This window comes from Mesorhizobium sp. M0051 (assembly GCF_040323235.1).
Taxonomy (GTDB): domain Bacteria; phylum Pseudomonadota; class Alphaproteobacteria; order Rhizobiales; family Rhizobiaceae; genus Mesorhizobium.
In genome coordinates this window covers 80,949-101,265 of sequence record NZ_JAMYUT010000009.1, presented here as the reverse complement: position 1 = coordinate 101,265, position 20,317 = coordinate 80,949, and the positions used below count along the sequence as shown (strand labels likewise).

The window sequence follows — 20,317 nt, the reverse complement described above, 5'->3', positions numbered from 1 at the left end:
CGTCCGGCCACTCTATCGACTGCCTAATGCGCCACGGGTGACTTGTCGAGTGCGCAGGCGCGGTCGCTGCACGGGCTGGCGTGGCGTTGCGACGTCTCCGATCGTGTTGCAGCCAATTTACGCTTGCCCCGAGCATTGACGAAAAACCCGCCGGATTGCTCCGGCGGGTTCTGGTCTGGCGTCGAGCAGCCGGTTATTGCGGCTGGAGTTTCAGCATTCTGTTTGGAGCCGGATCCTGCTGCTGTTCGGCCTGTGGCATGCGCCTTGGCAGTAGCTGCAGCAGCAGGCCCGGGTTGAGCTCCAGCGACGGTTGCCCGCGGACCGGGCGGCAGTTCGGATACCGCCCGATCGTGCCGTCCGGGCAGTGCCGCCTGATGATCGGCTGGCACTGGCCATCGATCATCTGCGAGCCCGGTGCGCATTCCACCTCCTGGTTAGGCTTGCGGCACGCACCGTTGATCACTTCGGTTCCACGCGGACAGACACACTCGCCGCGCTTGTTGTGGACCTGGCCGCGTATATCGCACTGCTGCAGATCAGGCTGCTTGCGCCGGCAGGCATTGCCCTGCACTTTGGTACCCCTCGGGCAGACGCAATCGCCGTTGGCGTCGTGGACCTGGCCACGGATCGTGCACTGCTCGGGCTTGGGCCGGATCGGACGGCAGGCGTTGTCCCTGACTTCCGTACCCTTGGGGCAGACGCAATCGCCATCGGCATTGTGGACCTGGCCACGGATCGTGCACTGCTCAGGCTTTGGCCGGATCGGACGGCAGGTGCTGTCCCTGACTTCCGTACCCTTGGGGCAGACGCAATCGCCATCGGCATTGTGGACCTGGCCACGGATCATGCACTGCTCGGGCTTGTCGGTCCTGACGCATTTGCCGTTCTCAAGCCCGGTTCCGCGTGGACAGACGCAGCGTCCGTCCTCGGTGCGGATCTGGCCTTCGAGCAGCACGCAGCGCTTCGGCTCCGGCTTCGGCACGATACCGCCACCCGGCGAACACTGGCCGTTGCGGAACGTCGTACCGGGCGGGCAGACGCACCGGCCGGCGCCGTTCAGGACGAAGCCTGCCGAGCATTCCTTCTTCGTCTCGTGACTGATGGAGAAGGAATGGCAGGCATAGGCTTTGCCGCGATCGCCCTGGATGTTGGGCTGATCGCCGGAAAGCACGTCGCCACCGCCCTGCACCCGTGTGTCGGGAGACAGGACGCCAACGCAGTTCTGGCCGCTGACGTTGCCCTGCAGATTGGCCAGGCGGCCGTCGTCGGGAATGACCACGGTGACATGGTGCATTTGGCTTTCGCCTGCGCCGAGCGTCAGGTTGGCAATGCAAGACAGCGGCAAGCTTGTCGGTTCCGGCGAGCAGCCGAAAGGCGGATCGATCGAAGTGATCTCAACCCCTTCCAGCCTGCCGAGACCCTCCACGCCGATCGCATCACCGATGCGGACCGGCCCGGAGAAGGGGCTTGTGCCGTCGTTCGTGATGGTGATCTCGAACGAGCAGGGTTGGCCGAGCTTGCATTCGCGGTCGCCGGTCTTTTCGACGCGGATGGTCGAAGAGCCGCCGCCCTTGGCGCAGGCCTGGCCGATCGGATAGACGATGTCGTCGCCCGGCGCCGGACCATACGAGCCGCGCGCGCAGTTCTCGAACGCGCCGTTCGCCGAAACCGTCACGTCGAAGTGGCGGCTGGTTCCAGGTGTCATCACGGCACCGGGGATCTGGCACGACAGCGCATTGGCCGGAACCGGTCCGCACGCCCATTCCGCGCCGTCAGGAGTGACGGACTGGATCTGGACGGGCGCGCCGCCAGCCACCAGCGTGGCGGCATCGTTGACCCGCACCGGGCCGGTGGGGGCAGCGGTGCCAAGGCTGATGACAGTGATGCGGCAAGAGACGACCGCGGCACCGGCGAGCGAGGCGTTGCACACCTTGGTGATGCGCAGGGCCGGCTTGCCGCCATTGGGATGACGGAAGCGCTCCTTGGCGCAAGCCTTGTTGTTGGTGAGGTCGACCTCACCGGGGATGGCCTTCACCAACGCGCAGTTCTCGACAGTGTCCGACCGGTAGCCGGCCGGCATGACCGCCTTGACGACGATCGGTGTCGAGGCGCCCGGAGGCAGCGAGATGCCGGCATTGTCGCAGCGGAACTGGCCGGGGCCATTTGGTCCGCATGTCCAGGGTGGGCTCGGGCCGAAGGTCGAGGAGGACGGTGCACCGGCCGGATAGCTGTCGATCACCGTCAGCGGCCCGTTATAGGTCGATGTGCCGTTGTTGATGATGTCGATCACGAAGTAGCAGATGCCGTCGGCCGTGCAGACCGGGATGCGAGCGCGCTTCTTCAGGATCAGGTCGACCTTCTTTTCGACCGGCGGCCGGCAGTCGCGGTCACGATCGCCACGCCGGCAGATCGGGATCGAGGCACAGCCGCGATCGTTCGACTGGCTGCCGAAAAGCGGCTTGCCGCTGGCCCCATAATTATAGGTGGCGCAGTTGCGCAAGGCACCGCCTTGCCAGCCCCCGGCCGGCTTGAAGCCGAGCTTGAGGTCGACCGAGGCTCCCGGATTGAGCGTGGTCACCGGATAGGTGCACGTTATCGGGGTGGCGCCGGGCACGCAGACCCAGGGCGGATTGGGGCCTGAATCGAGCGTCGAGCCGGCCGGCAGCGTCACCTCGTCGAGCACGATCTTGCCGTGGTAGGCACCGGTGCCGACATTGGTGACCCTGATGGTGAAGTCGCAGCCGCCGCCCATCGTGCAACGCGACACGTCGGCGCGTTTCTCGACCTTGAGATCCGGTTCCTTGTCCTTGGGCGGGCATCTCTGGTCACGCGGGATGACGATGTCGATCGTCTGCGTGCAGCACAGGCCCCACCCTTCCTTCGGACCGGCATAGGTTTCGATGCCGGTGACGACGAGGTGGATGGCGTCGCCAGGCGATGCGCCGACGATCTTCCAGTTGAGCACACCGCCGCCCGCCGGCACCAGCTGCGTGTCGGGGATGATGGTGATGCCGGGCGTTGTCGTCGACACCTGCACCCATTTGCCGCCCATCTCCGGGCCGACCGCCATGTGGTAGATGAAGGCGCCGCCGCCGGGCACGCAGTCGACCGTGCCGCGCTCCACCTTGAAGCATTCCTTGCCGGGAGGCGGTGGTGGCGGATTGCACTTGCTGACATCGATCTTGATCGAGGTCTTTTCGCCGGTCTTGAAGTCGCCGTCGTCGGGCTTGCCCGGATCCTGCGACGGGATGATGGTCCCGGTGCCTGGTCCGGCGGTCAACTTGATCATGCCCTGGTTGTCGACGATCGTCGGCGCGGGAAATGCCGCATGATTGATCTTGGCCGTGATCTTGAAGTTGATGATGCGCTCATTGGGAGCCCCGATGCCGTCGAGATCGGAAGTAGAGATGCGGAAATCGGAAACAACAGCCGTATCGTTCGGATTTGCCGACGTGCTGATCGTCGCCCCCGGCAGCGGTCCGCCGGACGAATCCGTGCCGTCGCCGGACACATCGACGTTGACGATCTCAAGGCCGTGCGGAAGCTGGTCCTTGAAATCGACCCGGACCTTCTTCAGCCTGGCTTCCAGGCTCGGGTCGGCAAGGCCCTGCGGATCGCCGCGCAGGCCGAAGCTCAGCGAATAGACGACATAGTCGCAGCCTCGTTGAGTGCCTTTCTTGGTGAAGAAGGGTACGACCCGGTCGGGCCTCGGATTGATGACGCGCGAACTGTCGAGATCGAGCTTCAGCTCCGGGGTGATCGGGGCGGCGTCTTCCGCAAAGCCTTGCACCGGGGCCAGCATGGCGACCGCGATACCGGCCGCCATCAGCCAGTGCGCGCCGCGCCTGGCGTATGACAGGGGTTTCATGATCGTCTCCATGACGGTTGTTTGAGTGCCGGTTAATTGGCTGCTCTGGGCGAACGGGGAGAGTGCGAGATTTTTCATCTTCCCCTCCTTAACGTTCGCAGCTGACGGCTGGGGTTCTGAGCGGCAAAGTCATCTTGCAGCAAGGGTAGTAGCCACCCTTGTCCTTGTCGGACTTCCTGTAGAAGCAGAGCCCGACATCGACTGTGTCGCCCGGATAGTGGCCGGTGATGTCGATCGTGTAGGGCTTGCCGGGCGCATGCGACTGCCGGGTGGTTACCCCGACCCCTGGCGTCCTGGACTGGGCCTTGATCGAATCGCCGCCGAAGCCGGCATGATCATGGAGATAGAGATCGGCCTCGAGACCGGAGGGCGTGCAGTAGTACTGGACGTCGTCGACATCGAGACATGGAGGCAGATTGCCGGGCGGTGGGAAGTCCGGCGGATAGAAGGGCGGCAGATAACCGCCCGGGATTTCCTCATAATAGCCGGCACGGCCTTCGCAGGGATGCCAAACGGCGACGTCGCCGACATGGCCCTCGACCTCCGGGTCATCGAAATAGCTGTCGAAGTCGACGAACCAGGAGCCGAAGGGCGGCACGTTGGCCGGCTTGACCAGCTCCTTGGGCGTGATCTGCACGCCATGCACGGCGAACGGCCCGCCGGCGGCGAGCTGCTCGGCGAGAGTCGGATTGTCGCGCAATTTGTCGCCGGTGTTGACCAGCGTCTGCGTGCAGACCGAAGTGTCGAGATTGCCGTCGGCGTCATAGCCATATTGCAGGTCGAGACCGCCGGCCGACTGCCTGAAACCCTGCGGGAAACCGACCGCGTATTCCTGCGGCGTTTCGACCCAGACCGATTCCGTTTCCGGATCATCCGGGTTCTCTCTGAAGTAGCGGATGACCTCACCCTTGCCGGAATCGGCGAACTGGCTGTAGTCGTAGCGGTTCTCGACCGGGCCGCGCTGGGCCAGGTACATGAAGCCGCTGTTGTCGAAGGCGATGTCGGTGACGGCGTAGTCCTTGTCGGCCTTGACCGTCAGTTCCCAGCGCGGATCGCCGGCAAAAGTGCCGTCGCGGGCAATGCCCACCGACCAGATTTCCGACTTTTCGCCGACCGAATAGTAGAGCCGGCCGCCATGATAGGAAACGGCCCAGATGCGGCGCTCGTCCTGCGTGTAGCCCCAGCTGTCGGGGTCTTCGCTGTCAAAGGCCGCGCCCTGTATGTCCATCACCGAGCCATCGTCGGCGACCGGAGCCAGCCCATGCGCCGGGCGCCCGGCAACGCCATGGTCAAAGCTGTCGATCAGCGTGCCGGCGGCATCGATGCGGTGGATCAATCCGGTATCGAGATCGGAAGCGAAGAACTGGCGATGGCTGGGATCGAAGGTAAGATTGCCGATGCCGGGACCGCTGTTGGTGTCGATGTCGGCAAACTTGGAGACCTGGCCGGTGATGCCGTCGATCTTCCAGACAGTGCCCGGTCCGCCGCCGTTTTCGGTGCCGAACTGGCCATCCATGAAGGTGGCGCCGGCCGCGCCGCGGCGCTGCCGCTCAGGCCTGCCATCATCGTCGGTATCGGGCGTGACGATGCGGATGCCGTGCAGCGAGGTGGCGGCGGCATAGAGGTTTGGAATGCCTGATGGAACGCCGTCGCGCACGCCGTCGTCATAGGTGACGCCGAACACCTGGCCGATCTGCCCTGCCGTCACCTCGAAAGGCGGCGGCGTGTTGACGAGCTGGCCGGCGGCTGGCCCGCCCAGATGCGAGACGTCGAACACGCGCAAGGTGGCGCGCGTGGCGTCGATGAAGGTTTCGTCGACCGGATCGACGCCGGGCGGCAGGCCCTCGTCGAGATTGGGAATGATGGTGCCGGAAAATCCGGTCACTGCCATGGAACCGGGGTAGATGATCTGGGTTTCCTGCGCCTGGGCAGTGCCCAGCCACAGACCGGCGCTGAGCGCCAGCGTCAGCAATCCGCTGCTTGCGTGCGCGATACTGCGCAAATGTCCATCGAGAGACGACACGAGCGAGCCGCGGATGCGAGACATGACATTCCCCCCGTAGTCGACGGGAGAAATGTCCGGTTGGGCCGCGCAAATCAGGGCAAGGCGCGGCGGTCCGGCTCGTTTTTCCCTGATCGAATTGTCTGCTTTCCTCGTTGTCACGATACGCCTGCTCTTACGCAGGGTCAACGGAACCAGCGGAAAACCCAGCGCATCGACCCCATCCCGAAGGCGGTGGTCGCGCCGAGCTCCTGTTGTTCCCGGAGACCGTGGTGCCTCTGGATTATTGGTCACGGGGCTTCCTTTCCGGGCCGCACCATGCGGCACCTGGAGATCAGTCGCAGGCGGAAGTGGAAAGGTTCATGGAAGCGTTGCGCAGAATGCTTGCGCGCGCTGCAGCCTGTTCTTATATACGCGCCAAGCCGTTCGGTGCCGGAATGCCGGTTGCCGGAACGGAATTCTTGTGAACAGGGGCTTTCGTCGGAATGCCTGTACGGGTCCTGAGAGCCTGCTTAGCGGAGAGACTAGAAAAATGGCAAAAGTAATCGGTATCGATCTTGGCACCACCAATTCCTGTATCGCCATCATGGATGGCAAAGAGCCTAAGGTAATCGAGAATGCGGAAGGGGCGCGCACGACGCCCTCCATCGTCGCCATCAGCGGCGACGACGAACGTCTCGTCGGCCAGCCGGCCAAGCGCCAGGCGGTCACCAATCCTGAAAACACCATCTTCGCGGTCAAGCGCCTGATCGGTCGCCGCTATGACGATCCGGTGACGGAAAAGGACAAGAAGCTTGTCCCCTACAAGATCATCAAGGGCGACAATGGCGATGCCTGGGTCGAGGCCGGCGGCAAGAAGCAGTCGCCCTCGCAGATTTCGGCCATGATCCTGCAGAAGATGAAGGAAACGGCGGAAGCCTATCTTGGCGAGAAGGTCGAGAAGGCGGTCATCACCGTTCCGGCCTATTTCAACGACGCCCAGCGCCAGGCAACCAAGGACGCTGGCAAGATCGCCGGCCTCGAAGTGCTGCGCATCATCAATGAGCCGACGGCTGCGGCACTTGCCTATGGCCTCGACAAGAAGGAAGGCAAGACCATTGCCGTCTATGACCTTGGCGGCGGCACGTTCGACATTTCGGTGCTCGAAATCGGCGACGGCGTGTTCGAGGTCAAGTCGACCAACGGCGACACCTTCCTGGGCGGCGAGGATTTCGACATGCGCCTGGTCGAGTACCTGGCGACTGAGTTCAAGAAGGAACAGGGCATAGACCTGAAGAACGACAAGCTCGCCCTGCAGCGCCTCAAGGAGGCGGCTGAAAAGGCCAAGATCGAGCTGTCGTCGACAACGCAGACCGAAATCAACCTGCCCTTCATCACCGCCGACGCGACCGGGCCGAAGCACCTGACGCTGAAGCTGACGCGCGCCAAGTTCGAGCAGCTGGTCGATGACCTGGTCCAGCGCACGATTGCCCCGTGCAAGGCAGCGCTCAAGGATGCCGGTCTGAAGGCCGGCGAGATCGACGAGGTCGTTCTGGTCGGCGGCATGACCCGCATGCCCAAGATCCAGGAGATCGTGAAGCAGTTCTTCGGCAAGGAGCCGCACAAGGGCGTCAACCCGGATGAGGTCGTCGCTCTGGGCGCCGCCATCCAGGCAGGCGTGCTGCAGGGCGACGTCAAGGACGTGCTTTTGCTTGACGTGACGCCGCTGTCGCTCGGCATCGAGACGCTGGGTGGCGTGTTCACCCGTCTGATCGAGCGCAACACGACGATCCCGACCAAGAAGAGCCAGGTGTTCTCGACGGCCGAGGACAGTCAATCGGCCGTGACCATCCGCGTCTTCCAGGGTGAGCGCGAAATGGCCGCCGACAACAAGGCGCTCGGCCAGTTCGACCTGGTCGGCATCCCGCCGGCGCCGCGCGGCGTGCCGCAGATCGAGGTCACCTTCGACATCGATGCCAACGGTATCGTCAACGTCTCGGCCAAGGACAAGGGCACCGGCAAGGAGCACCAGATCCGCATCCAGGCATCGGGTGGTCTTTCGGACGCAGACATCGAGAAGATGGTCAAGGACGCCGAGGCCAATGCCGAGACCGACAAGAAGCGGCGTGCTCTGGTCGAAGCCCGCAACCAGGCCGAAGCGCTGCTGCATTCGTCCGAGAAGTCGCTGAAGGAATATGGCGACAAGGTCTCGGAAGCCGACCGCACGGCGATCTCCGACGCCATCGCGGCGCTGAAGACCGCCACGGAGGGCGACGACGCAGTCGACATCGAGGCCAAGTCGCAGGCGCTTGCCGAGGCTTCGATGAAGCTTGGCCAGGCCATGTACGAGGCTTCGCAGAAGGAAGCGGCGGAAGCCGACGCCAAGGCGGACGCCGCCAAGGACAGTGACGTGGTCGATGCCGATTTCGAGGAAATCGACGAAGACGACGACAAGAAGAAGTCCGCCTGAGCCGTTTGACGGCAAAATAGAGCGAAAAGCCCGGCGCAAAGCCGGGCTTTTTTGCAACCCTTTGCACAAAAACAGCGGGTCTCGCCGAAAAAAAGCGGCCAAACCCGCGTCGACACTGGCATCGCGGTTCCATCGCACCTAAATCGAAGCGTCAGTGCCGGCAAGAGACGCAACAATGCTTGAAGACGTTGAGCATCCGGACAGCGGGAAAAAATGAAAGCTGATTTCTACGAAACGCTGGGCGTCCAGAAAGGCGCCGACGAGAAGGAGCTCAAGAGCGCTTTCCGCAAGCTCGCCATGCAGTTCCATCCCGACCGCAACCCCGGCGATCATTCCTGCGAGCATAAGTTCAAGGAAATCAACGAAGCCTACGAGACGCTGAAGGACCCGCAGAAGCGGGCGGCCTATGACCGCTTCGGCCATGCGGCCTTCGAGCAGGGCGGCATGAATGGCGGCGCGCAAGGCTTCGGCGCCGGCGGCTTCGCCGACATTTTCGAGGATATTTTCGGCGACATGATGGGCGGGCGCCAGCGTCGCTCGTCGGGCGGGCGCGAGCGCGGCGCCGACCTGCGCTACAATATGGAAATCTCGCTGGAAGAGGCTTTCGCCGGCAAGACCGCCCAGATCCGCGTGCCGGCTTCGATCTCCTGCTCGGAATGCTCTGGCAGCGGCGCCAAGCCCGGCACCCAGCCCGTCACCTGCTCGATGTGCAACGGCCACGGCAAGGTGCGCGCCACGCAAGGCTTCTTCTCGATCGAGCGCACCTGCCCGCAATGCCAGGGGCGGGGGCAGACGATCAAGGACCCATGCCCGAAATGCGCCGGCCAGGGCCGCGTCACCGAGGAGCGTTCGCTGTCGGTCAACATCCCGGCCGGCATCGAGGACGGCACCCGCATCCGGCTTGCCAATGAAGGCGAGGCAGGCCTGCGCGGCGGGCCGTCGGGCGACCTCTATATCTTCCTGGCGGTCAAGCCGCACGAGTTCTTCCAGCGCGACGGCGCCGATCTTTATTGCAAGGTGCCGATCTCGATGACGACGGCCGCCCTTGGCGGCTCCTTCGAGGTGACGACGCTGGATGGCACGCAGACCAAGGTGAAAGTGCCGGAAGGCACCCAGAACGGACGCCAGTTCCGCCTCAAGGGCAAGGGCATGCCGGTGCTGCGCCAGCCCAATGTCGGCGACCTCTACATCCAGACCGCGGTCGAGACGCCGCAGAACCTGACCCGCCGCCAGCGCGAGCTGCTGGAGGAGTTCGAGCAGCTCTCCTCGCAGGACAATTCGCCCCAATCGAGCGGCTTTTTCGCCCGTATGAAGGATTTCTTCGAATCCTTTGGCGAGCATTGATGCAAATCGCCCAGCGGCGGAAGCCGGTTTGGGCCGCGAAAATCCGTGACCCGCGCGTTGTTTTGAGACGCGACGAAAATTATCTTATCCACGACATGCGCCTGACCGCGCCTTGCCTTGCGCCGCTCAAGTGTTAAGTACCTTGAAGGGGAGCGCTGAGGAGAGCTTGCATGACACGTCCCGGACTGCGCAAGGCGCTTGCCGAAAAGTTCGACGACGAGCTCAAATTCTTCAAAGGCTGGATCGATAAGCCGAAGACGGTCGGCTCAATCGTGCCGACCAGTTCGATCACCGCCCGCAAGATGGCATCGATCGTCAATCCGAAATCCGGCCTGCCGGTGCTGGAAGTCGGTCCCGGCACCGGCGTCATCACCCGGGCTATCCTGGCCCAGGGCGTGCCGCCCGAAAATCTCTACGCGGTCGAATATTCCACCGATTTCGTGCGCCATTTGCGGCGGCTCTATCCCGGCGTTAACGTCATCGAGGGCGATGCCTTCAACCTCAACGCGACGCTTGGCGAGAAAAGCGGAATGATCTTTGATTCCGTCGTTTCCGGCGTGCCGCTGCTCAACTTTCCGGTCGCCCAGCGCATCGCCTATATCGAGAGCCTGCTCGACCGCATCCCGGCCGGACGGCCGATCGTGCAGCTGACCTATGGCCCGATGTCGCCGATCCCGCCCGGCCGCGGCGACTACAGCGTCGAACATTTCCATTTCGTCATCCGCAACATCCCGCCGACGCAGCTGTGGATCTACCGGCGCGGAGCGCATTAGGCTCTTCGACGCACAATCGTTCGCGGTTCCGAGCGCTGGCTGCATACCTTGGCGATTGGCGGTAACATCTCTCACTTCGTCATCCACGGGCGGAGCAAGGAGCGCAGCGACGCGGCGCAGACCCGAGGATGGCGAAGTTCGGCGGCTTCTGCTAACCCCGACCGTTTTGTGGCTCCGATGCGTTGATTTGAGCCGTCCTTGGCTGTACCTGTCCGGGAACAAGGGTGGCCAATGGCAGTAATCCCGAAAATCCTCGTCTTCGCCGGCTCGGTGCGCAGCGGCGCCTATAGCGGCAGGACAGCCGACGTGGCGCAAAAGGAACTTGCCATGCAAGGCGCCGAGGTGACCCGCATCTCGCTCGCAGACTATCCCCTGCCGATCCTCGACGAGGATCTGGAAAAGGAAAAGGGCGTTCCCGAAAATGCTGGCAAACTCGGCGGTCTCATCCTTTCCCATGACGGTCTGCTGATCGCCACGCCGGAATACAACGGCTCAATCCCGCCGCTGCTCAAGAACACGGTCGACTGGGTGAGCAGGGTGCGCAGGGACGGTGGCCGGCCGGTGAGGCCGCTGGCCGGCAAGGTTGCCGGCCTCTGCTCGTCCTCCAAAGGACACTTTGCCGGCGTCCGCTGCATCAACCATCTGCGCGCCGTGCTGGTGCGTTGCCAGATGGAGGTGGTGACGCCGGAATGCTCGGTGCCCGAGGGCGCCAACGCTTTCGACGAGGATGGCCATTTCCGTGACGAAAGACTGCATAAATCGATGGAGCATCTATGCCGCACGCTGATCGAAACCTCGCGCATGCTGTCCACCCGGATCGAGGCATGATCGCCACGACGATGCAGGACCGGCTGATCGTCGGTCTCGATGTCCCGACCGTGAAGGAAGCCGAGCAGGCGGTACGCGAACTCGACGGTGTCGTCTCGTTCTACAAGATCGGCTACCAGCTCGCCTTCGCCGGCGGGCTCGACTTCGCCAGGGAACTGGCCAGCGGCGGAACCAGGGTCTTCCTCGACATGAAGCTGCTCGACATCGACCACACGGTGGCCAAGGGCGTCGAGAACATCGTCAAGATGGGCATGACCATGCTGACCATCCATGCCTATCCCAAGGCGATGGCGGCGGCGGTGGAAGCAGCGCGCGGCAGCGACCTTTGCCTGCTTGCCGTCAGCGTGCTGACCTCGATGGACGAGCAGGACATGATCGACGCGGGCTATGAATACGACCCGCATACGCTGGTGCTGAGGCGCTCGGAACAGGCGCTGCATGCGGGCATGGGCGGCATCGTCTGCTCGGCGGCGGAGGCCGAAGCGGTGCGCCGCATCGTCGGGCCCGACATGGCGGTGGTGACGCCCGGCATCCGGCCGGCGGGCAGCGACCATGGCGACCAGAAGCGCGTGGTGACACCGGGACAGGCAATCCGCAACGGCGCCAGCCACCTGGTCGTCGGCCGGCCTATCGTCGCGGCAAGCGACCGGCGCGCAGCGGCCGAAGCCATCCTTGACGAAATGCGCTCGGCATAATTCAAAAGAACGACTTCGGAGACAACAAATGCCCAAGGGATATTGGATCGCCCGCGTCGATGTGCGCGACGCCGAAGGCTACAAGGACTATGTCGCCGCCGCCAAGCCTGCCTTCGAGCGCTTCGGCGCGAAATTCCTGGCGCGCGGCGGCGAGCATGAAAAGGCCGAAGGGCCGGGCCGCGCACGCAATGTCATCATCGAGTTCGAATCGCTCGCCGCCGCACATGATTGCTACCACTCGCCGGAATACCAGCGCGCCGTCGCCATCCGCCAAAAGGTCGCCGACGGCGAAATCGTGCTGGTCGAGGGCGCCTAAAATCCGCCTGGAGCAGTTTTGACGAATCGCGGGCGTGACGGACTGCATACCATGGCGAATGGCGCAAACGCCCAGCGCCTTCGTCATCCACGGGCGAAGCAAGGAGCGTAGCGACGCAGCGCAGACCCGAGGATCCATGCCGCGACTTCAAAGCGTTGCAGCGGTGTAGAATTCTGCTCCGCTGCATTCTTCGGCTAAGATCGCGGCATGGATCCCAGGGTCTCCGCGACGGAGCTTCGCTCCTGCTTCGCCCTCTAAAGCGCGTCGCGTCGAAATGGATTCATGCACCGCGCTTTAGGTCTTTGTTTCCATGCATGTCGTTGTCTGAAAACCGGGGCCACTTTTGAGCGACATGCATTAGGATGACGAAGTTGGGAGGCTTCGGCCAATCTCGAATGCTTATGATGGTCCACCAACGAACGATGAAATCTCGGCCGTCGATAGGCATCCTGTCAAATCCCTGCTGCAGCGCTAATAGCAGGACTTCAGACGAAATCCTGCAGGTTCACGTCCGCAGTTCGGCGCCGCTAAGCAGGGTTCCGACATCAGGTACATGGCCGGCGCGGCCCATCGCGCAATCAACGTCCGAGTCCGAATAGCCGCATCCAATCTTGCGAGCCCGGATAATTGCCAGTTGACATGCAGGTATTTACCTGCATGTTGCTGTCTCACCACAGAGTGAGGTCGATGGACGCCGACAAGGTTTTCAAAGCGCTGGGCGACCCGACCCGCAGGAGGCTGCTTGACCTTCTGTGCGAGCAGAATGGGCAGACGCTCGGTCAGCTTTGCGATCACCTGGACATGGCACGGCAATCCGCCACCCAGCACCTCGACCTGCTGGAGGCGGCCAATCTGGTGAGCACGGTCAAGCGCGGCCGAGAGAAGCTGCATTTCATCAACCCAGTGCCGCTGCACGAAGTCTACGAGCGCTGGGTGCGGAAATTCGAACGGCAGCGGCTCAGCCTGCTGCACGACCTGAAACAAGAACTCGAAGGAGACGACCGATGACCAGAGAGACGACCAGCTTTGTCTATGTGACCTATATCCGTTCGACACCGCAGAAGGTGTTCGAGGCCATAATCAAGCCCGAGATCGCAAGGCGCTACTGGGGCCACGAGAACGTCTCCGACTGGAAGACGGGTTCGAAATGGGAACATATCCGCGCCAATGACGAACGGACCCTCGAACTCGTCGGCAAGGTCGTCGAAATCTCGCCGCCGACCCGTCTCGTCATCACCTGGGCGAACGCTTCGCAGGCCGACGATCCGTCGAAGTACAGCCGGGTAACGTTCGGCATCGAGGAATACGACACCATGGTGCGGCTGACCGTCACTCATGACGAACTCGAAGCCGGCAGCGGCATGGCGAAAGGCATCAGCCAAGGGTGGCCGGCTGTGCTGTCCAGCCTGAAATCCTTCCTCGAAACCGGCAGCGGCATCGACATTTCCGCCAAGCCGAAATCGGCCTGATGCCGTTCGATATCACGCAGAACCAAAGCCAGTGGAGAATGACAATGACCAAGCGCTATACCGGCGGCTGTGCATGCGGCGCGATCCGCTATGAGACCAGCGGCGAGCCGATCTTCCAGAACCACTGCCAATGCATCGATTGTCAAAAGCGCAGCGGCACGGGCCACGGATCCTACATGACCTTCGGCCGGCGCGCCGATATGGCGATCACCGGCGAGGCGAGCACATGGCGAGTGGCGGGCGCCAGCGGCAATGAAAAGATCCACTCATTCTGCCCAACATGCGGAACGCCAGTCTACCTGACATTCGTCGCCATGCCGGAGTTCATAGCGATCAATGCGACCAGCCTCGACGACCCCAGTGTTTTCGAACCGCAGGTGGTCACCTACACGATCCGCGGCCATGACTGGGACAGGATGGATCCGTCTTTGCAGGCGTTCGAGCGAATGCCGTAGGAAGTTCAGGCCAAGTGTCCGAACGACCGAATTCCAAGATTCGACCCGATCTAGGTGATCAGCCGGCTTGCCGCGGTTTCGGCCATGGCGTCGACGAGTTCGAGGCCCCATTGCTGGCTGCAATAGGCACGGAAATCGAAGCAGGGCAGGCCGGGGCAGACCTCGAACTCGATCAGATGGACGGTGTCGTCGGCCTCGACCCTGAGATCGATGGAAAACACGTCGCGCAGGCCGACCCCGCTCATCAGCCGCTCGGCGATCGCGCGAATCCTGGCGTCGGCGACCGGCTGCGTGTCGGCAACACCAACGAGTTCCGGTTCGGCATAATGTCCCGCCACCTTCGCCGCCTCGCCGGTGTCGCCGTAGAGCGCCAGACTGTCGGCCATGGTCTGGAAATCGGCGCCTGAATCGACAAAGGCGACGCCAAGGGCTTCGACCCCGGCGCCCGGCATCATGCCGAGGAAACTGGCGCGCACATTGCGGCCGGCGACATAGGGCTGGACCACGACATCATCGCGGTAAGCGGCGAACACACGCCGGCTGAGCTCCAGTGCGTGGCCGAGATCGTGGCAGCGTGAATCCGGCCAGATGCCGATCTTGGCGCCGAGCCGGTTGGGCTTGACGAACCAGCCGGTGGGAGACACCGGCGGCTCGACCAGCCATTTGCCGTCGCGTGCAAGCCCGGCCAGCGGCACCGGCAGGCCGAGCGCGCCAAGCACGGCGCCAGAGCGGAACTTGTCTTGGCAAAGTGCGAACAGCGCATCGTCGGCGCCAATCGTCTTGAACCCGCCAAGTCTCGCCAGAGCGGGTGCGGCGCCGCCCCGGAAATAGGCGATGCCATCGGTCAGCGTCCAGACCAGCGTCGTGCCGGGATCCTCGCCGGCGAGCACGCCTGGGGCGTCGTCCAGCGGCACCGGCGTGAACGACAGCCCACGCTCCAGGCAGGCGCGGCCAAGCGCCTCGAATTCAGGGGCGAGATCGGTCGACTGCGCCAGATAGGAGGCGATCTCGGCAGCGCGCTCCGGCGCATGACCGTCGGCGACCAGACGGTCGAAACAGGCCTTTTCCGGCTCATGGACGAGGATCAATCTTGGCTTGCGGCTCGGCATGAGATGAACGCTTCCCAGCGGTACGATCGCCTACCATCGCACGGTGAAGGCGTCAGGCTCTCGCGAAACCGACACGGCGCGGGCGCCTGCGTGACAGCACACCGGCCGACCGCAGAATGCAGTTCAGGCGATCAGCACGCGCGGCTCGAAGCGGCCGTTGACGGGGATATCGAGCAGGAAGGTCATACCAGCCTGCGGATCGAGCTGGCGCTGCTTCTCGTCCTTGCCCTTCCAGGCCGAGGTGACCGCCAGCCGGCCGGCGTTCTTGCCGACAAAGGCCGGGCAGGATGGCTGCGTCACCGGCATCGGGATTTCGCGCAGCAGCGCGCCTTCAGGCGAATAGGCCTTGACCACCTTGCCGCCCCAGACGGCGTTCCAAAGCACGCCGTCGCGGTCGACCACCGAGCCGTCGACAAAACCCTTGGACGAGCGGTGATCGACGAAGATTTTCGGTTCGCCGATGGGCAGGCCGGTGGTCGGATCGCAAGCGACGCGCATCAGCAACCCGGTCGAAGTGTCGGTGTAGTAGGCGAGCGCGCCATCTTCGGAAAAGCAGATCGAATTGGAGACGGTGATGTCGGAAAACAGCTTGCGCAGCTCACCCTTGAAAAACCAGTAGATCGAGCCAGCGCCCTTGCTCTCGTCCTTGGCCATCGTGCCGACCCAGAAGGCGCCGCAGGGATGGACGCGCGAATCGTTGGAACGCGTGAGTGGATTGTCGGCCTCGACAGCTGTGTGCAGCGTCAGCGCGCCTGTCCCCACGTCGCGAACAAAAAGGCCGGTCTCGGTGGCGATCAGCTGGCGCTTGTCATCAATGACGGCGATTGCGCTCGCCATCTGGCCAAGCTCGTGGATCTTGAGCGCGCCGGAGGCGACGCCTTGCTCCAGCAAAAGGCCGTTGACGATGTCGAACCAGAACAGCGCATCGGTGGCGGGATCGTAGCTCGGCCCTTCGCCGAGCTGGCAGATATGATCGGAGAAAACCGAAACCTCGCCCATCACACGTCTCCGCCGAATGCTGCATCCCAGGCCGTCACCGCCGCCTGGGCCCGCCCGGCCACCTCGTCGACGCTCATGCCCGGCTTGAACAGGCTGGAACCAAGTCCAAAGGCCGTCACGCCCGCCGCCTTGTAGCCGGCAAAATCTTTTTCGGAGACGCCGCCGACAGCACCGACCAGTGTTTGCGCCGGCAACACCGCGCGCATCGCGGAAATACCGGCAGCACCCAGCACGCTCGCCGGGAAGAACTTCAGCGCCGAAGCGCCTAGCTTGATCGCCAGGAAGGCCTCGGTCGGCGTGAACACACCGGGCATGGTGACCATGCCATAGTGCATGGCGCGCGCCATCACCTCGGCATCGATGTTGGGGCTGACCAGCAGCCGCCCGCCGGCCTTGTGCAGGCCATCGACATCGGCCGGCGTCAGCACCGTGCCGGCGCCGACCAGAGCCGTTTTCGGTAGCGCTTCGACGATCCCGGCGATCGACGAAAACGGCTCCGGCGAATTGAGCGGCACTTCGATCGCCTCGATGCCGGCGTCGAACAATGCCTGGCCGATGGCAATCGCCTCGGCCGGTTTCAGTCCGCGCAGGATGGCGACCAAGCCGCGCTTGAGCTTGGGAAAAGGTGCGGTCTGGCTCATGAGGCTGCTCCAATTCTGGCGATCATGCCGTTCTCGCGCGCGGCTTCAATGAGCCCGGCACGCACCGCCTCGTCGGCATCGACTACCCGGACTGCAAGCCCGGCGAGGCCAAGCGCCTCACTGTAAAGCGCGGCCAGCGCGCCGGATGCCACCAGCACGACGGGCTCCGCGCCGGCGCCGTGACGACGGCTGGCCGAGGCGATTTCGCCACCGATCAACAACCCGGACAGGCAGGCGGCGGCATCGTCGGCTTTCAGGTCCTGAAGCAGGCCGGCGGCGCGAATGGAGAACAGCCGCGAGGTGACATCGCCGCCTTCGGCCAATGCGGTTTCGCACCAGCGGCGGAAGAACGGATTGTCTGCCGTGACAGGCTTCGGATGTTCGCCTAGCGAATGGCGCAGGATCGAGTGCGCGGCAAGCACGGAAAACAGTTCGCCGGTCGGCCAGGTGCCGAAACCGGCAACAGTGCCGTCCTCGACCAGCACCCATTTCGAATGGGTGCCTGGCATGCAGACCAACTGGCGCCCCTTGGCCGGCAGGCCGGCGCCGGCAAGCTGGGTTTCCTCGCCGCGCATGACATCGGGCGCGTCGGCCAGACGCTGGGCAAGCCCCGGAACGATGCGGATGTCGCGGCTCTGGCCGGGCACTTTGGCAGCACCGCCGAGAATGGCACTGAGCGGCGCCGGCACCGCCACATACGGCGCTTCCAGCCAGCCCTGGCGGGAGCCGGCCATGCCGCAGATGATGACGGGCAGTGCTTCCGGTGCTCCCATCGCTGCCAGATGCCCTTCGAGAATGGTCGAAAAGCCCTTTTGCTGGGCGGTGATCAGGCCATCATCGCCACGGCGTTCGGCTAGCGCCTTGCCTTGTCCGTCGACCAGCCAGACCCGCATGCGGGTCGTGCCCCAGTCGACGGCGGCGACCGCCGGTGCGTTGCTGGCTGGGCTCACAGGAAGCCTCCATCGACGATCAGCATCTGCGCGGTCAGCATGCGCGAGGCGTCAGAGGCCAGGAACAGCACCGTGCCGACGATGTCGTCCGGCTGCATCACCTGCTTGATGCACTGCTTGGCGACATGGGCGGCAAGCGCCTGTTCGGTCACCCAGAGTTCCTTCTGCCGCTCTGTGATCACCCAGCCGGGCGCAATGGCGTTGACGCGGATGCCGTCGACGCCGAGCTTGCCCGCCAGCCCCTTGGTGAGGCCGAGGATGCCGGCCTTCGCGGCCGTGTAGGACGGCATGTCGGGGTGGTTGATCAGATAGGATGTCGAGGTGAAGTTGATGATCGAGCCGCCGCCGGCGCGCTTCATGCCCGGCGCCACCGCTTGCGCGGTGAAGAAATGCGGCCGCAGATTGATCGCCTGATTGTTGTCCCAGTACTCAACCGTCACGTCCTCGACGGCGTGGCGTTCGTCCCATGCGGCATTGTTGACCAGCACTGTGACATCGCCATGCGCCTCTGCCGCCCTGGCTGCCGAAGCCCGCAAGGCCTCGACATCGCGCAAATCGGTCTTGAGATACAGCGGCCGCCGGCCGGACTCTTTCTCGATGCGGTCGGCAAGTATCGTGCTTGGACCGTCGGCGATGTCGATGAAGGCGACATTGGCGCCCTGGCGCACAAACCCCTCGGTCAGTGCCGCGCCAATTCCCGAGCCGCCGCCGGTGATCAGCACCGAAGCGCCTTCCAGGTCGGCAAAATTCGCCGATGGCATCATATCTTTTCTCTCCGAGCGTGACCGGCGCGCATCCTAGCCACGCAAGTTGCGCGGGCAAGGGCGAATGGTCGGATTTTTGGGCTAATGTCAGACAAAACGACAATGCGCCGCACTGGATTGCGGACAGCGGCGGCTTCGGGATCGGCGGCGGCTTCGAGATCGCCGGTCAGATCGCCTTGGCGCGCAGGGCGCCGCGGAAGGAATCGCGGAGATAGCCGAGCGTGGCGTCGGCATCGACCGGCTTGCCGAACAGATAGCCCTGGCCGCCGGCGCAGCCGAACTGGACCAGGCGATCGGCCTGCGCTTCCTGCTCGATGCCTTCGGCGACGACGTCCATGCCGAGCCCCTCACACATGGCAAGAATAGCGCGGATGATGTGCTCGGAGGGGCGATCGTCGAGAATGGACGAGACGAAGGCACGGTCGATCTTGAGCTTGTCGAAATGGAATTCGCGCAAGCGGCCGAGCGAGGACTGGCCGGTGCCGAAATCGTCGAGCGAGACGCGGATACCGACGCGGCGCAGGTCCTCGACGATCTGCGCGGCCGAGGCAGGATCGTTCATCAGGCCGGTCTCGGTGATCTCGATTTCCAGCCGGCGCGGATCGAAGCCGGTTCGCTCGAGGATCGCCAATATATGCAGGCCGGTGTTCTGGTCGACGAGCTGCGAGGGCGACAGGTTGAACGACAGGAACAGATCCTTCGGCCAGCTCCGGGCCGCCTCGGTCGCCTTGCGCAGCACCAGCTGCGACAGCGGGCCGATGATGCCGCGCTCCTCGGCGATGGGAATGAAGATGGTTGGCGTCACGGAGCCCAGGTCGCGATCGGTCCAGCGCGCCAGCGTCTCGAAGCCGATGGTGCGGCGCGTGTTGAGATCGACGATGGGCTGGAAATGCGGTTCCACCTCGCCGGCCGAGACAGCGCGGCGCAGCGCCTGTTCGATACGGGTGACGCGCTTGGCCGCTTCTTCCATCTCGCGGGTGTAGACGACGACGCGGCCACGTCCGGATCGCTTGGCGTGATAGAGCGCCGTCTCCGCCTTGTTGATGAGGATCTCGGTGGTCTCGTCGCCCGAAGAGAACAGCGAGCAGCCGACCGAGGCCGAGAGCCTGGCGGTGCGTTCGCCGACATCGTAGGGCGCCGACAGGATCTCGATCAGCATGCGGGATTTTTCAGCCGCCGCCTCCTCGCTGAACACCATCGGATAGAGAAAGGCGAATTCGTCGGCGCCGATGCGGCAGACCGTGGAGTAGCCGTCCATCGAGGCGCGTAGCCGCATCGCGACCTGGATCAGGATATCGTCACCGGCCTTGTGTCCGAACAGGTCGTTGATCGGCTTGAAGCCGTCGAGGTCGAGAATCCCGACGGTAAAAGGTGCGGGGTCGTCGGCACGGTCACTGATCAGGCGATCGACCTTGTCGAAGAACCGGCGATGGTTGCCAAGCCCGGTCAACGGATCTGTGAATGCCAGATCCGTGCTCTCCCTGTTTGCCTGACCGGTGCCAAACGAAGTTTGCATCGGTGTCCCTGTTTTGTGACGTCGGAATTTATTGCGAGACTGGCAGCAAACCCTTTAGGAAACGTATCGCCAAATGGATTTTTCACGGGTAAAGCGCATCACCTTCGGGAAGGTCGACGTGGGGCGTGTCAAGCCGTTG

17 protein-coding genes are annotated in these 20,317 nt (G+C 63.7%); 9 read left to right on the top strand and 8 right to left on the bottom strand.

What is annotated here, in order from left to right:
* Positions 1-193: 193 nt before the first annotated feature.
* Complete coding sequence (locus tag NKJ90_RS11800) at positions 194-3,946, bottom strand: DUF7929 domain-containing protein (protein ID WP_352486115.1); 3,753 nt, start codon at positions 3,944-3,946, stop codon at positions 194-196.
* 10 nt (positions 3,947-3,956) lie between these two features.
* Positions 3,957-5,915 (bottom strand): NHL repeat-containing protein, encoded by a 1,959-nt coding sequence (locus NKJ90_RS11795; protein ID WP_023762469.1) that lies wholly within the window; start codon positions 5,913-5,915, stop codon positions 3,957-3,959.
* A 487-nt stretch (positions 5,916-6,402) separates the two neighbouring features.
* On the opposite strand from NKJ90_RS11795, the gene dnaK reads away from it, so the two are divergent.
* The 9 genes from dnaK (at position 6,403) to NKJ90_RS11750 (ending at position 14,199) form a co-directional block, all read left to right on the top strand.
* Complete coding sequence (gene dnaK, locus NKJ90_RS11790; protein WP_023762470.1) at positions 6,403-8,319, top strand: molecular chaperone DnaK; 1,917 nt, start codon at positions 6,403-6,405, stop codon at positions 8,317-8,319.
* A gap of 213 nt (positions 8,320-8,532) precedes the next feature.
* Positions 8,533-9,663, top strand: coding sequence for a molecular chaperone DnaJ (gene dnaJ / locus NKJ90_RS11785; protein WP_352486114.1), 1,131 nt, complete (start codon positions 8,533-8,535; stop codon positions 9,661-9,663).
* Positions 9,664-9,833: 170 nt separating this feature from the next.
* A complete protein-coding gene (gene pmtA, locus NKJ90_RS11780) occupies positions 9,834-10,436 on the top strand; it encodes a phospholipid N-methyltransferase PmtA (RefSeq protein WP_023762474.1) in 603 nt (200 codons plus the stop codon).
* Between the two features lie 231 nt (positions 10,437-10,667).
* Positions 10,668-11,264: an NADPH-dependent FMN reductase gene (locus NKJ90_RS11775; protein WP_023762475.1), complete on the top strand. Its 597-nt coding sequence runs from the start codon at positions 10,668-10,670 to the stop codon at positions 11,262-11,264.
* Positions 11,261-11,959 (top strand): orotidine-5'-phosphate decarboxylase, encoded by a 699-nt coding sequence (gene pyrF / locus NKJ90_RS11770; protein WP_352486113.1) that lies wholly within the window; start codon positions 11,261-11,263, stop codon positions 11,957-11,959. Before NKJ90_RS11775 ends, pyrF begins: the two co-directional genes overlap by 4 nt.
* Positions 11,960-11,987: 28 nt before the next feature.
* A complete protein-coding gene (locus NKJ90_RS11765) occupies positions 11,988-12,275 on the top strand; it encodes a DUF1330 domain-containing protein (protein WP_023762651.1) in 288 nt (95 codons plus the stop codon).
* 687 nt (positions 12,276-12,962) lie between these two features.
* On the top strand, positions 12,963-13,283 hold the full coding sequence (locus tag NKJ90_RS11760; RefSeq protein WP_023762650.1) for an ArsR/SmtB family transcription factor: 321 nt from the start codon (positions 12,963-12,965) through the stop codon (positions 13,281-13,283).
* Positions 13,280-13,744 (top strand): SRPBCC family protein, encoded by a 465-nt coding sequence (locus NKJ90_RS11755; protein WP_023762649.1) that lies wholly within the window; start codon positions 13,280-13,282, stop codon positions 13,742-13,744. Before NKJ90_RS11760 ends, NKJ90_RS11755 begins: the two co-directional genes overlap by 4 nt.
* Positions 13,745-13,788: 44 nt before the next feature.
* Positions 13,789-14,199 carry a GFA family protein gene (locus NKJ90_RS11750; RefSeq protein WP_023762648.1) on the top strand — a complete coding sequence of 137 codons (411 nt, stop codon included), beginning with the start codon at positions 13,789-13,791 and terminating at the stop codon, positions 14,197-14,199.
* A 50-nt stretch (positions 14,200-14,249) separates the two neighbouring features.
* Here the strand turns inward: NKJ90_RS11750 and NKJ90_RS11745 are convergent, their stop codons facing one another.
* The 6 genes from NKJ90_RS11745 to NKJ90_RS11720 all read right to left on the bottom strand — a co-directional run bounded on the left by NKJ90_RS11745 (position 14,250) and on the right by NKJ90_RS11720 (position 20,178).
* The gene (locus NKJ90_RS11745; RefSeq protein WP_023762647.1) at positions 14,250-15,308 is read right to left on the bottom strand and encodes a D-alanine--D-alanine ligase family protein; all 1,059 of its coding nucleotides are present in this window, start codon (positions 15,306-15,308) and stop codon (positions 14,250-14,252) included.
* A 123-nt stretch (positions 15,309-15,431) separates the two neighbouring features.
* Positions 15,432-16,307, bottom strand: a complete 876-nt coding sequence (locus tag NKJ90_RS11740) for an SMP-30/gluconolactonase/LRE family protein (RefSeq protein ID WP_023762646.1) — start codon at positions 16,305-16,307, stop codon at positions 15,432-15,434.
* Positions 16,307-16,948, bottom strand: coding sequence for a 2-dehydro-3-deoxy-6-phosphogalactonate aldolase (locus tag NKJ90_RS11735; protein ID WP_023762645.1), 642 nt, complete (start codon positions 16,946-16,948; stop codon positions 16,307-16,309). Before NKJ90_RS11735 ends, NKJ90_RS11740 begins: the two co-directional genes overlap by 1 nt.
* A complete protein-coding gene (locus NKJ90_RS11730) occupies positions 16,945-17,898 on the bottom strand; it encodes a 2-dehydro-3-deoxygalactonokinase (protein ID WP_023762644.1) in 954 nt (317 codons plus the stop codon). The genes NKJ90_RS11735 and NKJ90_RS11730 overlap by 4 nt, the downstream gene beginning before the upstream one ends.
* The gene (locus tag NKJ90_RS11725) at positions 17,895-18,662 is read right to left on the bottom strand and encodes an SDR family NAD(P)-dependent oxidoreductase (protein WP_023762643.1); all 768 of its coding nucleotides are present in this window, start codon (positions 18,660-18,662) and stop codon (positions 17,895-17,897) included. Before NKJ90_RS11725 ends, NKJ90_RS11730 begins: the two co-directional genes overlap by 4 nt.
* Before the next feature lie 166 nt (positions 18,663-18,828).
* Positions 18,829-20,178: a putative bifunctional diguanylate cyclase/phosphodiesterase gene (locus tag NKJ90_RS11720; protein ID WP_023762641.1), complete on the bottom strand. Its 1,350-nt coding sequence runs from the start codon at positions 20,176-20,178 to the stop codon at positions 18,829-18,831.
* Positions 20,179-20,317: the final 139 nt, after the last annotated feature.

Bases quoted from the DNA above. Each gene is read 5' to 3' on its own strand.
- NKJ90_RS11725 (WP_023762643.1), bottom strand. From the start codon at position 18,662: ATGATGCCATCGGCGAATTTTGCCGACCTGGAAGGCGCTTCGGTGCTG.
- NKJ90_RS11765 (WP_023762651.1), top strand. From the start codon at position 11,988: ATGCCCAAGGGATATTGGATCGCCCGCGTCGATGTGCGCGACGCCGAA.
- NKJ90_RS11795 (WP_023762469.1), bottom strand. From the start codon at position 5,915: ATGTCTCGCATCCGCGGCTCGCTCGTGTCGTCTCTCGATGGACATTTG.
- NKJ90_RS11800 (WP_352486115.1), bottom strand. From the start codon at position 3,946: ATGAAAAATCTCGCACTCTCCCCGTTCGCCCAGAGCAGCCAATTAACC.
- NKJ90_RS11735 (WP_023762645.1), bottom strand. From the start codon at position 16,948: ATGAGCCAGACCGCACCTTTTCCCAAGCTCAAGCGCGGCTTGGTCGCC.
- NKJ90_RS11750 (WP_023762648.1), top strand. From the start codon at position 13,789: ATGACCAAGCGCTATACCGGCGGCTGTGCATGCGGCGCGATCCGCTAT.
- NKJ90_RS11740 (WP_023762646.1), bottom strand. From the start codon at position 16,307: ATGGGCGAGGTTTCGGTTTTCTCCGATCATATCTGCCAGCTCGGCGAA.
- NKJ90_RS11745 (WP_023762647.1), bottom strand. From the start codon at position 15,308: ATGCCGAGCCGCAAGCCAAGATTGATCCTCGTCCATGAGCCGGAAAAG.
- dnaJ (WP_352486114.1), top strand. From the start codon at position 8,533: ATGAAAGCTGATTTCTACGAAACGCTGGGCGTCCAGAAAGGCGCCGAC.
- dnaK (WP_023762470.1), top strand. From the start codon at position 6,403: ATGGCAAAAGTAATCGGTATCGATCTTGGCACCACCAATTCCTGTATC.
- pmtA (WP_023762474.1), top strand. From the start codon at position 9,834: ATGACACGTCCCGGACTGCGCAAGGCGCTTGCCGAAAAGTTCGACGAC.
- pyrF (WP_352486113.1), top strand. From the start codon at position 11,261: ATGATCGCCACGACGATGCAGGACCGGCTGATCGTCGGTCTCGATGTC.
- NKJ90_RS11755 (WP_023762649.1), top strand. From the start codon at position 13,280: ATGACCAGAGAGACGACCAGCTTTGTCTATGTGACCTATATCCGTTCG.
- NKJ90_RS11775 (WP_023762475.1), top strand. From the start codon at position 10,668: ATGGCAGTAATCCCGAAAATCCTCGTCTTCGCCGGCTCGGTGCGCAGC.
- NKJ90_RS11760 (WP_023762650.1), top strand. From the start codon at position 12,963: ATGGACGCCGACAAGGTTTTCAAAGCGCTGGGCGACCCGACCCGCAGG.
- NKJ90_RS11720 (WP_023762641.1), bottom strand. From the start codon at position 20,178: ATGCAAACTTCGTTTGGCACCGGTCAGGCAAACAGGGAGAGCACGGAT.